A 13010-nucleotide genomic window follows, 5' to 3' on the forward strand; every position below is an offset into this window, starting at 1 on the left:
CGGCAACATCCCGACAGTCACTCCATCAATCGGTGCGCCCGCTCGAACAGCTCCAGCGTGATCGCGTGCAGGAAGTCGCCGACCTGCTTGGGCGCCTTGCCCGCGAACGCGCGGGCGTGCGTGCCCTCCAGGACGATGCCGAGCTTGAAGCAGGCCAGCACCGTGTACCACGGCATGGCCCGCAGATCCCGATCGGAGAACTGCCCGTAGTGCGCGATCATTTCCTCCGGGGTAGGCAGCCCGCCGACCGCGCCGAGCTTGCCGACCAGCGCCGCGATGGTGGTACCCGGCTCCGGCCGGGTGGCGATCTGCCAGCCGAGGTCGAGCAGCGGGTCGCCGATGGTGGACATCTCCCAGTCCACCATCGCCGCCACCTGCGGGCCGTCGAAGGAGAACATCATGTTCGCCAGATGGCAGTCGCCGTGCAGGATGCCGGGGGTCCACTGGGCGGGACGATTGCGATCGAGCCATTCGCCCACCGATTCCACCCCGGGAATCTCCGGGCCGGGATAGCCCTCGTTGGCCGAGTAGGACTCCAGTTCGCCCAGCCAGCGCGCCACCTGACGCTCCAGGAAGCCCTCCGGCTTGCCGTAATCCGTCAAGCCGAGCGCCTCATAGTCCACCGCGCCGAGCCGCGCGATGGCCTCGACCGCGGACAGGCCCATCTGCCTGCGAATCTCCGGATCGCTCGCGTACAACTCGGGCAGTTCGTTCTGCGGGTTGAAACCGTCGATCGGCTCCATCAGGTAGAAGACCGCGCCGAGCATCGATTCGTCGAGGCAGGCCGCGATCACCCGGGGCGCGCGCACCTCGGTGGCGCCCAGCGCGCCGAGCAGCCGGGCCTCGCGCCGGATCACGTCGTTGCTCTTGGCCCGCAGATGCTTCGGCCCGCGCCGCAGCACGTACGTCCGGCCGCCGCGGGTGAAGCGGAGCATGATGTTCTGCGTGCCACCGCCCAGCGCTGTCACGTCCTGGAATTCACCGGCAGGCAGATCCTGCTCATCCATCCACTTTCCGACGACGGCGAAGTCGACGACCGCGGGGTCCACATCGGCCGGTTGCGCAACAGACATGCCCCACATTCTGCACCATCGGGCCAGGCAAACTGACGGCGGACGACAACAGTTTGCTCCGACCCGCGCGGCGTAGGGTTTCGAGAACCATGCACACGCTGTTGATCGACAATTACGACTCGTTCACCTACAACCTGTATCAGCTGATCAGCGAGGTGAACGGCGTCGAGCCGACAGTCGTGCGCAATGACGAGGCACACACGGTCGCCGAACTCGATCTGGGACGCTTCGACAACGTGGTCGTCTCACCAGGACCGGGGCGGCCGGACGTACGGCGCGACGTGGGAATCTCCGCGGCGGTGATCCGGGAGACCGACCTACCCCTGCTCGGTGTGTGCCTCGGTCATCAGGGCATCGTGGTGGCGGCGGGTGGCGTGGTCGCCGAGGCTCCCGCCGCCAGACACGGGTACCTCGATCGGATCGAGCACGACGACCGCGATCTGTTCGACGGAATCCCGCAGGGCTTCACCGCCGTGCGCTACCACTCGCTGTGCGCGCTGCGGCCGCTGCCGGACGACCTGGAGGTCACCGCCGTGGCCGCCGACGGCGTCGTCATGGGCGTGCGGCACCGCACCCGACCGCAGTGGGGGGTGCAGTTCCATCCGGAATCGATCGCCAGCGAGTTCGGCGCGGCCCTGCTCCGCAACTTCGCGAAACTCACTGCGACGCATCGGGTTCGGCCGGTCTCCACCGGCGCACGCGGATCGGTCGACGCGGAGCGCGAGATCGCGCCGGAGTCGGCGGCGGTGGGCGCCCCGCACCCCGCGCCACACGCCCCATTCGAGGCACGCGTTCCGCTGGCACCGGCGCAGTTCCCGGCCGCCGCGGTCGGTTTCGAGCGCCCCCGCGAAACACCCGCCGCACGAATGGATTCGGCTCGGGCCGAACGTCAACCACAGCGGACCTTGCGGCTCCAACAGGATGTGATCGAGCGGGCTATCGACACCGAGAGCGCTTTCGTGCGGCTGTACAGCAACTCTCCCACGGCGTTCTGGCTGGACAGCGAGCACGTGGAACCCGGGATGGATCGGTTCTCCTTCCTGGGCGACGCGAGCGGTCCGCTGGCGGAAGTGCTGCGCTACCGCGTGGGCGACGGCGAGGTGACCGTGGAATCGTCCGACGGGCATCGGCGCACCGTTTCCGGCGGAATCCTCGACTTCCTCGCCGCCGAGCTGCGGACGCGTCGGGTCGAACTGCCCGATCTGCCCTTCGATTTCGTCGGCGGATACGTCGGCTACCTCGGCTACGAGGTCAAAGCCGACTGCGGCGGCAACGCGGTTCATCGCGCGCCGACCCCGGACGCGCAGTGGATCTTCGCCGACCGGCTGGTGGTGGTCGACCACGTGGGCGGTCGAACGCATCTGCTCGCCCTGCACGACACACCGGAGACGGCCCGGTCCGGCGCGGACTGGCTGCGCGACACCCGCGAGACCTTGGAAACCCTTCCGACCTGGTCGAATCCACCAGCACTCGAGCTGCCGCCGGACGGCGACGCGGCCGCACCGCTGCTCACCCGCGGCCGGGAGCGCTATCTCGCCGATATCGCGGTCTGCCAGGAGCGACTGCACGCGGGCGAGTCCTACGAGATCTGCCTCACCGACAGCGCGACGATTCCCGCCGCCGCAGCCGACGGTCTGGACTTCTATCGCACACTGCGCCGCTGCAACCCGGCGCCCTATGCCGCCTACCTGCGCTTCGACGACCTCGACATCGCCTGCTCGTCACCGGAGCGCTTCCTGAAGATCAATCGTCACCGCGTGGTGGAGAGCAAGCCGATCAAGGGCACCGCGCCGCGCGGCGCAACGGCCGAGCAGGACGAGCACCTGCGGCGCGAGCTGGCCGACAGCCCGAAGACCAGGGCGGAGAACCTGATGATCGTCGACCTGCTGCGCAACGACCTCGGCCGGGTCTGCGAGATCGGCAGCGTGTACGTGCCGAAGCTGATGGCCACCGAGCAGTACGCGACCGTGCATCAGCTGGTGTCGACCGTGCGTGGAAGGTTGCGGTCGGGAGTCGGCGTCGTCGATTGTCTGCGCGCGTGCTTTCCCGGCGGGTCGATGACCGGCGCACCGAAGCTGCGCACCCTGGAAATCATCGACGAACTGGAAACCGAAGCGCGCGGGGTCTACTCGGGCACCATCGGCTTCCTCGGGCTCGGCGGCACCGCGGACCTGAACATCGTGATCCGCACCGCCGTCCGCTACGACGGCCGCTGGCGGATCGGGGCGGGCGGCGCCATCGTGCTGGACTCGGACCCGGCGGACGAGTACCGCGAGGTGCTGCTCAAGGCGGCCGCCACCGTGCGCGCCGCCGCCGACCACGCGCACCGCTGAGATTTCTAGGTGCGCCGCTTGCTCGACCTCCGCCGCGGCGGCTCGGCCGCCGGTTGCTCCGGTGCGCTCAGGCCGGTCAGCTTGCCCAGCAACGAGACGCCCGGCAACTTCGCCAACTTTCCGAGCACGTCTTCGCCGAGCGAGATCATCGCCTCCAGCCTGGGCAGCAAGCGGTCATAGGCCGCGAAAGCCGGGTCGGCCAGGGCCAGGGTGCGGTCGAGGCGATCGATCGTGGAGTTCAGTCGCTCGATCGCGATCGAGAGGCGCTCGATCAGGTCGGGCAGCTGCGCGGCCAGCTGGGCCGACGCGGGCGGCAGCCGCACCGCCGCGTCGAACGCCGATGTCGCGGTCAGCTGGGCGGCTTCCAGCGCCTGACCCGCCGCCGTCTGAGCCGCTTCGACCGCGGCCTGCGCGGCGCTCAGGACGTCGGCGGGGCCTGGCACGCGCCCGCCGGGCAGCCTCGGGGTCGACGGCTTACGACCCGGGCGTTTCGGGTTCGTCATGAGAACACTGTGCCGTACCAGACGGTGCACGGGTGGTATTGCCCGAACCTGCCGCTCTGTGTCAGACCCAGGCTCGCACGACCGATTGTCACCATCAGCGGCCTGCTTTCCCGCCCCGCCGAGTGAGATCCCCTCGCGCGTTCGGCGTGTCGGAGGGCCGTGGCATAGTTCGAGCACCATGAAAGTCAGCAAAGGCGCGAACGCAGCGGTACCGACATCCCTTCTAGCCGTGGTCGTTTCATGGCGATCGGAGCATGCGGTGGACGCGCACGCCTTGCTGCTGGACGCGTCGGGCACGGTTCGCTCGGACCGGGATCTGGTGTTCTACAACGCGCCGCGACACGTCTCCCAGGCGGTCACACTCGATCAGGAACCGGCGCCGCGAACCGCACGGCTGAGCGTCTCACTGCCGCGGACCGAAGCGGACGTCGATCGCATCGTCGTCTCCGGCTCGGTGGACGAGGGAACTTTCGGCGATATTCACGGGTTGACCGTCGCCGTACACGCCGTCGACGGGGCCGTCGTGACGTTCGACATCGAGGACGTGGACGCGGTGTCCGCACTGATGTTCGGCGAGTTCTACCGCCGCGAGGGGCAGTGGCGGTTCCGGGCCGTCGGCCAGGGATGGTCCAGCGGCCTCGCGGGCCTGGTCGCCGAGTTCGGCGTTCGAGTCAACGCTCCGTCCGAGCCCGCCCGCACCACGCACCCTACCAACCCATTCCGTGTGCACCGGCCTACCTCCACTGCGCAGGAACGGCTTTCGACGCGACACGCCGCCGGGACGCCGCTCGAGCCGACACCCGCCGGAGTGGCCGATCGGCACGATCCCGCTCCGGCCCGGCATCTTGCGCACGGATCGTTCCCCGCGGGCCCGCCGCACGGGAACAGAGAATCCGTCACGGCACCACTCGAGCGACCGGATGGGTCGAGCGGCGTCTCGGAAGATACTCCGGTGCTACGGGTCGCCGAGGAGCACAGCGATGCCACCCCGGGACACGGCGAACGGGCCGGAACACGCGCCCGGCCGACGCAGCCGGACTACAGCGAATCCGCGGGGCAGCGCACCGACCTGCTCGACCGCGCGGAGACCTCGGCCATGCCCCGCACGCACACCGGCCGTCCGGTCGATCTGAACCGGTACACGACGGAAACCGCACCGCCTGCTCCCCCGAATCCCGAACACGCCGACTGGCATCCGGATCCGGACAACCCGCAGCGTATGCGCTGGTGGGACGGTACAGCATGGACCGAGGACGCCTACCTGCCACCGCCACCCGACGGTCGGCACTGCGCACGCTGCGGCAACGCACTGCGCCGCAAGCTGTTCGGCGGTCTCGCGCCCTGCGGGCGGTGCGAGCCGGAGATCGAGGAGTACCTCACACATTGGCACGCCCGAGCCTGGCGGGTCCTCACCACGCACGGTCCGCGCGGCCCCGAATGGGCGGCGCTCTGGGCGTCGTTGCGCTATCAGCGCATCGACGCCGGCGCGGGTCGCGTCGCGCTGCGCGATCTGGCGCAAAGCTATGTGGAGCGACTGGTCACCTTCGCCTTCGCCGACGGCGAGGTCAGGGAAGCGGAGCTGGAACTGTTCGAGCACGCGGTCAGCGAACTCGCGCTCGGCGGCCCGCTGATCGAGGACCTGCGCCGGCGAATGCACCGCGGCAACACGCTGCACCGGCTGCGCGCCGGCGATCTGCCGGTGGTTCGCACGCCGGGCCTGCACCTGGACCCCGAGGAGATGGTGCACGTGGATCTGCCCGCGACGCACGTGCGTCAGCTGGCCCGGGGCCCGAAGCTCACCGAAGGCAGGCTGATCGGCAGCAACAAGAAGCTGCGCTTCGTCGGCGACGGCACGGGCACCGAAATGCCGTGGTCGCGCGTCGTCTCCGTGCACGCGGAGCAAGGCGCGGTGGTGATCGCGGCCACTTCCGCGCGCGGCGGCGCGACGTTCGCCGTCGCCGATCCGGACTACGTGGCCGCCGCGCTGGAAGGCGCCCTACGCGTGTCCAAGCGGCTGGTGCTCACCCCGGGGCAGCGCGACACCCGCAGCATCCCGCAGGAGGTGAAGGCGCAGGTGTGGCAGCGCGACGGCGGCAAGTGCGTCGAATGCGGCGACGGGCACTACCTGGAGTTCGACCACATCATCCCGCTCAGCCGCGGCGGCGCGACCAGCGCCGCCAACCTCCAGATCCTGTGCCGCTCGTGCAACCGCGCCAAGGGCGCCCGCATCTAGAGCACCGCAGTGCGCTCAGTCGACGAGCAGACCCGCCGTCCGCCCCAGGTCGGCGAGCATGGCGTCGAAGAGGATCTCCGGATTGTCCAGCGGGATCGGATAGTTCCCGAACACCTCGAGCGTGACATGACCGTAGAGCCGCGCCCAGATCTGGATCATCAGATACGTCACCCCGAGATCCAGCTTCTCGGCGGGGAACTTCTGGCCGGATTCCGACAGCGCCGCCAGCAGTTCGGTCTGGAAGTGCACCAGATCCTCGCGCAGCTCCGGCGGGATGACGTCGGTGGGCGGCGTGACGACGTCGTAGTTCGCCAGCAGCCGGCCCGTCGCGGCGAGGAAGATCCGGCCGAACGGCTCATCGAAGCGGCGAGCCTGCCCGGAACCGGGCGAGGCGAACACCAGGGTGAATTCCCTGGTGTGCGCCAGCGCCCAGCGCCGGAAGCCACGACAGATGGCGAAGAACTGCACCGCGCCGTCGTCGGGCAGCGTGGCGATCTCGGCGCCGAGCTCCTCGGCCAGGTCGGCGCAGAAGTCCAGCCGCAGTCGCTCCAGCAGGTCCTCCAGCGACTTGTAATACCGGTACAGCGCGGGGGCGGTGACACCGAGCTGACGCGCGATGGCGCGCAGGCTGACCGCGTCGGGCCCCCGCTCGACCAGCAACGCGCTGGCGACCCTCCGGATATCGGTGTCGGTCACCACCGGCGCACGGCCTCGTGGTTTGGACTGTTGCACCACTCGATTCAAGCGTATTCGACTTCCCAGCGCTTGATTCCGTTCAGCCAACCCGAGCGCAGCCGCACCGGGTCGGACACCTGCCGCAGGTTCGGCATCACGTCGGCGATGGCGTTGAACATCAGATCGATCTGCAGCCGGGCCAGGTTCGCGCCGACGCAGTAGTGCGTGCCGGTGCCGCCGAAGCCCACGTGCGGGTTCGGATTGCGCAGCACATCGAAGGTGAACGGGTCGGCGAACGCGTCCTCGTCGAAATTGGCCGAGCTGTAGAACAATCCGACCCGCTGGCCCTTCTCGATCTCCTGGCCGCCGAGCACGGTGTCCTGGGTCGCGGTGCGCTGGAACGCGGTCACCGGGGTGGCCCACCGGACGATCTCGTCGGGCGCGGTGCGCGGACGCTGCTGCTTGTAGATCTCCCACTGCTCGGGGTTGTCCACGAACGCCTTCATGCCGTGGGTGATCGAGTTCCGGGTGGTCTCGTTGCCCGCCACCGACAGCAGGATGACGAAGAACGCGAACTCGTCGGAACCGAGGTGCTCGCCGTCGATGTCGGCGTTGACCAGCTGGGTGACGATGTCCTCGGCGGGACAGGCGCGCCGCTGCTCGGCCATGTTCCAGGCGTAGCCCATCACCTCGGCCGTCGCGGCGTGGTGGTCGCCCTCGAACTCCGGGTCGTCGTAGGAGATCATCTGGTTGGACCAGTCGAAGATCTTCTTCCGGTCCTCCTGGGGGATGCCGATCAGCTCGGCGATGGCCTGCAGCGGCAGCTCACAGGCGACCTGCTCGACGAAGTCGCCGCCGCCGGACTTCTTGGCCTCGTGCACGATCCTGGCGGCGCGTTCGGTGAGCGCGGCACGCAGGCTTTCCACCGCGCGGGGCGTGAAGCCCTTGGAGATGATGCGGCGGGTCTTGGTGTGCTTGGGCGGATCGAGGTTCAGCAGCAGCATGTTGCCGAGCATGTCGATCTGCTCGCGGGTGGTCTCCTCGTTGAACCGGATGATCGCCGTGTTCTGCTGGGAGGAGAACACCTCCGGGTTCTTGGAGATCTCCTTGATGTGCTCGAGCTTGGAGACGACCCAGTAGCCGCCATCGTCGAAGCCTCCGGCCCGATCGCTCTGGGCGCACCACCACACCGGGGCGGTGCGGCGCAGTTCGGCGAACTCGACGATGGGCAGGCGAGTGGCGAGCAGGTCGGGGTCGGTGAAGTCGAATCCCGCGGGAATCGCGGGCGTGGTCACGGTCACGGCTAACTCCTACCGGTCTGGGCTGGCGCGCAGACCTCACGACATTGTGGGAACACGGTCCACAGACGATGCAACCACAGAACCGACCTGAGTGAACAGTGTTTAGTTAAATAGGTTTACTTTTTTCGTGCCCATTGACGCAACCGGTCGGTCCGTAAGTTGGCCGATGTCGGCCAACACCCGGCTCCCGGTGGACACCGAGTGACCAGCCTGCCTGTAATGGGAGCCTCAGCCCACTTTCTCCCGGCCGGAGGTTCCATGCCCAGTCTCTACGAGCACGTCGGCGGCGACGAGGAGCTGCATCGCGTCGAAGCGGCGTTCTACGACAAGGCGCTCGCCGACCCGGTGCTGAAGACGTTGTTCACCGAGCGACTACCGCACCATGTCGACCATCTCACCTGGTTCACGTCCGAATCCTTCGGCGGCCCGGACCGTTTCACCCGCGAGCTGGGTTTCGACCACATCATCGCGGTGCACCGGAACCTGAAGATCACCGACGAGCAGCGCGAGCGTTTCGTCGAGGTCTACATGCAGACGTTCGAGGAGGCCGGACTGCTCGACGACGAGGAGTTCCGCAAAGCCGTCTACGAACACGTGGCCTTCGGATCGCAGGTGGCCCAGCAGAACTCGCACGCGGCCGGCGACGCGGAACTGCACCCGATCCGCGAGGTACCGCGCTGGACCTGGGCACGCGACGACGACTAGCTCACCGCAGCGTGGTGAGCGGCGGTGGATGCCAATGCCCTTGCACCGCCTCGGCTTTCGGCGCGAACAGGCGCAATGTCAGCGAGAATGGGCCCGATTCGGGAACAGGCAGCCAGTTCCCGGTTGGAACACTCGCGCCCGGATCGGCCCACTGGAGTGTCAGATCCAGGGAGCCATCGGGATTGAGCACCACCGGGACATGGTGGCCGACCGCGTAGATCTGGGCTGGGTTGGGCACCAGGTACAAGTCGGCGGTGTAGGCGGTCAGCGACCAGAAGGCATCGACCGGAGGCAACTGGCCCGATGCGAAGTGCAGCCGGAAACGGGACGGGCCACCGCTGGCATCCGTCGTGTCGTACAGAGTCGGGTAGATCGCGTCCTCGGGCAGGGCGGCGCCGAGACCGTTCCACGCGATGTCGGCGCGCAACAGGTAGTTCGTACCGTACCGGCCGGTGCCGGGGTCGTAGATCCAGCCGTTCTCGACGATCGTGGTCTCTCCCACGTACACCGGGATCTGCTGCCGTGCGGTGGCTACCGCCGTGGCGAGTTCGGCGTCGGGAATGCCTTCGACCGAGCCGCCCGGCTCGATGCCGATGCTCGCGAAGCGCCGCATCGCGGGGGCGTCCTCGGGTGCGGGCGGATTGGACTCCATCAGGGCGCACATACGGTCGAAGAAGGCTCGGGGGGCCATCTCCGCGAGTTGCGCGGCCGGGGGCGCCATCGGCCGGGTCGGTGGCACCGCAGGCGCGGGCACGTCCACTCCGGCGGTCCACGCACTCAGCGGAGCCAGCTTCAACTCCTGCTGGAGAGCGCGGACCCTGGGCAGGTCGCCGGGGCCGTCGACCTGAATCCGGCTGATCAGCCACACCGTAGGCGTCGGCATCGGCAGCGGGGTGAGCCCCTCCGGCAGCGCCCCGGACCAGCCGGGACCGGTCACCGCATAGGTGTAGGGCGGCCCCGCCGACTCCGCCTGCGGGCGCATGCCGCTGGGGTTGTGCACGGTATTGGACCAGGCGTCCAGCAGTTGTGCCAGCCAGTAGCGCCGCCGATCCATGGCGGGGACCTGCAGCACCATCGGCTCGCGGGTCAGATCGAGCCATGCGAACGAGTCCATCGTGTCCACATCCGGTCGTACCACCTCGCGCTGTTCTTGGGCGTCGAACGAGTTGGTGTGGCGGAACCGGTTCGCGGGGACGGTCGCTTCGGCCGTTACGCGCGTCAGGTCCATCAGCACGAGGGGAAAGCCGAAAATGTAAGCGTCCCTGGCGATCGCGACGGCGTCGCCGGGCACGGCGGAGTCCTCGTCCTCGGATCCGCCGCATGCCGCCAATCCGAGCGCGACCACCGATGTCGCCGCCATACCGAGCGCCGTGCGCCGCGACACCGTGACCTTGCCGTCGGTCCTGTGGTCCATGATCCTGCTCCGCCTCCGATCCTATCGGGCACCGCGAGATCCGCACCGGAGTATAGCCACCCAAGGCGGCGAAAATCGCAGGTCAGCGCCCTGATGGCGAACCAGGTCCGTACCGAGGGACGATCGGCGCGGCGGCTGGCACCAGCGATTCGAGTCCGAGTACGGGCGTGTCCGCACGCTCGCCCCGGCCCGTCGGGACCGGCGGGCCGCGGCGATCCGTTCGCGCCGCGCTCGTCGTCGACCACGATCGCGCACCGGGCTTGCGGTCAGATCTCCAGGATGGTGTTCATGATGGTGCCCGCACTGGTGGCCACCACTCCGCCGAGCATCGCCCCCGCGATCATCTTCGGTGACTGCAACCCGCTGCCACTCCACTTCTCCCAGGCGAACCGGCCGCCCGCGTAGATGATGCTGATGATGCCCGACAGCAGCGCGAACCAGGTGAAGTAGCGGACGAACTGTAAGAGCTTGTCCGCCAAGGGCGGTGCCTCCGGGGTCGGATTGCCGATCTGCGCCAAGGTCGCGAAGGAATCGCCGACCGACGCCAGCATGATGCTCACCGTCTACTCCCTATGCTCGATTACAATCCTGCCGCCGCCGAGTTGCTGCACGAAAGCTGTTCGGCTGCCGAACAATTCGGTTACAGATGAGGATACGGCCCTGGATGGCACCTGGTGTGCGCACTGCACGCGACACCCGCGGACGCCGTGAACCGGGCACCCGGATCAGCACCGAATCGCCCCGAGCGGTGGTAGCAACCCGCCGACGGCACCCAACCCATCATCCAGAGCTACCGCCGACCCGGCAAGGCGGAAACGCGAACTTCCCTGTGCTGCACCGACCCGACTGCATCGCGGCGAGCGAACGGATACGATCTCCACAGCGAATCACTCCCCCTGTCCCGAATCCAGAATGAGCGAACGACGATGATCCTGGCCGCCGCTTTTGACACCCTGGCGCAGATCGGCAACCCGACCCCAGAGGCACCGCCGATCTCCGACAAGTTCCTCCAACTGGTCCGCTACCTGACGTGGTTCGTCCTGCTGTCGGGCGTCTGCGGCATCATCTACGCCGGTGGCCGCTTCGCCTGGGAGAAGTGGACCGGCGGCGGGCTCGAGTCGCCGAAGATGGTGGCCGGAGCCATGATCGGCGGCGTGATCGCCACCAGCGCGGGCACCATCATGAACGCCGTCATCGGCTGACCACGGAACCCGTCCAGAAATCACACTCCGCCATAGCATCTAGCTATAACTATTGGATGGCGGCGTAGGCAGGCTTCGGGCTGTTCTATCCGGGTTCGGGACCGCCGGTCAGCGCAGGATGCCCGCTGCACGCGCGGCGCGCAGCCAGTCCGGGAACTCGCCCAGCAGTCGCGTGTAGAGCTGGGCGTCGTCGACCTGATCGATGTCATCGAGGGCGAAGAACCCCGCATTGTCCACCGTCCGGTCGGACAACTCGTCCAGGGTCCGCAGCAGGCCGTAATTGGCCCGACCGAGGCCGACGAACTGCCAGAAGGCCGGTAGCAGCGAGGCTTCCCGCATGAGCGCCGCGATCTCACGCTTCTTGGCGAAGCCGCCGTCGGTGAAGAACAGCACGAGCGTAGGGCGGTCGCCGGGACACAGCGAGTCGATGATGTCGCGCATGATCGGCAGTTCGTCGTTGCGGCCACCGAGCCGCTGGTAGTCGATGCCCCCGTGGGTTCCGCCGAGGTGCAGGAAGGTCTGTGCCCACGCCTCGCCGTGCTCGACGGTGATATCGGGCAGCTTGGCGAACGAGAGGGCGTAGAGGTACGCCTCCAGGGTGCCGTCGTCGTCGAGTTGAATGGCCACCGGAATCATCCGCTGCACGACGCGATGCACCACCTGGTCGCGGTACTGCCGGTTCATGCTGCCGGTCTTGTCGATGACGAGCACGACGCGGGCCCGGATCCCGAAGACATCCCGATCGATCAGGACCTTCGCGACCGCCCGCTTGCGCAGGTCCAGCGTGGCGCGCTTCTCGAAGGACAGCTTCGTCTCACCGGGCACAGAGAAGACGCCCGCCGGCGCGGCGGCGCGGGACGGCGAGCCTGCGACCGTCGGATCCGGCGCCGGACTGTCGCGCGGAGCGGGCTCGTCGTCCACGCGCACGCCATGATCGATGACGAGTGCGGCGAACCCGCCCGCGTAGCCCTGCCCGACCGCCCGCACCTTCCACGCCGCATTCCGCCGATACAGCTCCAGCGCGATCACCACCGATTCGCTGCCCAGCCCCTCGATGCAGTACTCGTACAACACGTTTCCCGCCTCGTCCGCGACCGTAACGACGGGCGGCGCGAACCGGCCGAAGGTCGCCGCGGGATCATCGAGCGTGAGCACCGCGCGCAGCTGCGCGATGTCCTCGGGCAACTCGGCGAGCGAAACCGACAGCGCGGCAGGCGTTCCCGGCCGCAGCGACACTCCGGGAGCGCTGGGCTGGTTGAAGAACACGAGGTCCGCGTCCGATCGCACCCGACCGGCTTCGGTCACCAGCAGCGCCGACACGTCGACCGTGGCCTCGCTGCGCACCGACACCGACAGCCGGGCGGCGTGCAGTGCTCCGTTCTGACCTTTGACCAACGCAGCACCCATCGAGACTCCCAGCCGTTGCGCCGAAATCACCACCGCGATCAGCGTAGGTCCACCGCGGGCAGAATGCGGACCTTCACTTCCGGGGCAACGCGAACCCTCCTCGACGCCGTGTCCTCGTGCCAGACTGAGCCTGTGAACGAGCGTCAGCGACTGAACCCAGAACA

11 protein-coding genes are annotated in these 13010 nt (G+C 68.2%); 4 read left to right on the forward strand and 7 right to left on the reverse strand.

Annotated features, from left to right (window positions below; genetic code table 11):
• Positions 1–17: 17 nt before the first annotated feature.
• Positions 18–1082 (reverse strand): phosphotransferase family protein, encoded by a 1065-nt coding sequence (locus OHA40_RS06930; protein ID WP_330232241.1) that lies wholly within the window; start codon positions 1080–1082, stop codon positions 18–20.
• 80 nt (positions 1083–1162) lie between these two features.
• Here OHA40_RS06930 and pabB point away from each other — a divergent pair, with 80 nt between their 5' ends.
• On the forward strand, positions 1163–3406 hold the full coding sequence (pabB, locus tag OHA40_RS06935) for an aminodeoxychorismate synthase component I (RefSeq protein ID WP_330232242.1): 2244 nt from the start codon (positions 1163–1165) through the stop codon (positions 3404–3406).
• A gap of 5 nt (positions 3407–3411) precedes the next feature.
• Here the strand turns inward: pabB and OHA40_RS06940 are convergent, their stop codons facing one another.
• Positions 3412–3909, reverse strand: coding sequence for a hypothetical protein (locus tag OHA40_RS06940; RefSeq protein ID WP_330232243.1), 498 nt, complete (start codon positions 3907–3909; stop codon positions 3412–3414).
• A gap of 178 nt (positions 3910–4087) precedes the next feature.
• On the opposite strand from OHA40_RS06940, the gene OHA40_RS06945 reads away from it, so the two are divergent.
• Entirely contained in the window at positions 4088–6142 is a 2055-nt protein-coding gene (locus OHA40_RS06945; protein ID WP_330232244.1) for a TerD family protein, read from the forward strand.
• A 15-nt stretch (positions 6143–6157) separates the two neighbouring features.
• Here OHA40_RS06945 and OHA40_RS06950 read toward each other — a convergent pair whose 3' ends face one another.
• Both OHA40_RS06950 and OHA40_RS06955 read right to left on the reverse strand, forming a co-directional pair.
• On the reverse strand, positions 6158–6874 hold the full coding sequence (locus tag OHA40_RS06950) for a TetR/AcrR family transcriptional regulator (RefSeq protein ID WP_330234074.1): 717 nt from the start codon (positions 6872–6874) through the stop codon (positions 6158–6160).
• An 8-nt stretch (positions 6875–6882) separates the two neighbouring features.
• Positions 6883–8112 carry a cytochrome P450 gene (locus tag OHA40_RS06955; RefSeq protein ID WP_330234075.1) on the reverse strand — a complete coding sequence of 410 codons (1230 nt, stop codon included), beginning with the start codon at positions 8110–8112 and terminating at the stop codon, positions 6883–6885.
• Between the two features lie 264 nt (positions 8113–8376).
• On the opposite strand from OHA40_RS06955, the gene OHA40_RS06960 reads away from it, so the two are divergent.
• The gene (locus OHA40_RS06960; protein ID WP_330232245.1) at positions 8377–8823 is read left to right on the forward strand and encodes a group II truncated hemoglobin; all 447 of its coding nucleotides are present in this window, start codon (positions 8377–8379) and stop codon (positions 8821–8823) included.
• Between the two features lies 1 nt (position 8824).
• On the opposite strand, the gene OHA40_RS06965 is transcribed toward OHA40_RS06960, so the two are convergent.
• Entirely contained in the window at positions 8825–10237 is a 1413-nt protein-coding gene (locus tag OHA40_RS06965; RefSeq protein WP_330232246.1) for a DUF1254 domain-containing protein, read from the reverse strand.
• A gap of 266 nt (positions 10238–10503) precedes the next feature.
• Positions 10504–10788: a hypothetical protein gene (locus OHA40_RS06970; protein ID WP_442944031.1), complete on the reverse strand. Its 285-nt coding sequence runs from the start codon at positions 10786–10788 to the stop codon at positions 10504–10506.
• A gap of 375 nt (positions 10789–11163) precedes the next feature.
• Between OHA40_RS06970 and OHA40_RS06975 the strand changes: the two genes are divergently transcribed.
• Positions 11164–11439, forward strand: coding sequence for a hypothetical protein (locus OHA40_RS06975; RefSeq protein ID WP_330232248.1), 276 nt, complete (start codon positions 11164–11166; stop codon positions 11437–11439).
• A 108-nt stretch (positions 11440–11547) separates the two neighbouring features.
• On the opposite strand, the gene OHA40_RS06980 is transcribed toward OHA40_RS06975, so the two are convergent.
• Complete coding sequence (locus OHA40_RS06980; protein ID WP_330232249.1) at positions 11548–12846, reverse strand: vWA domain-containing protein; 1299 nt, start codon at positions 12844–12846, stop codon at positions 11548–11550.
• Between the last annotated feature and the right edge of the window lie 164 nt (positions 12847–13010).

Origin of the sequence: Nocardia sp. NBC_00508, from assembly GCF_036346875.1 — a bacterium.
Taxonomy (GTDB): Bacteria; Actinomycetota; Actinomycetes; order Mycobacteriales; family Mycobacteriaceae; genus Nocardia.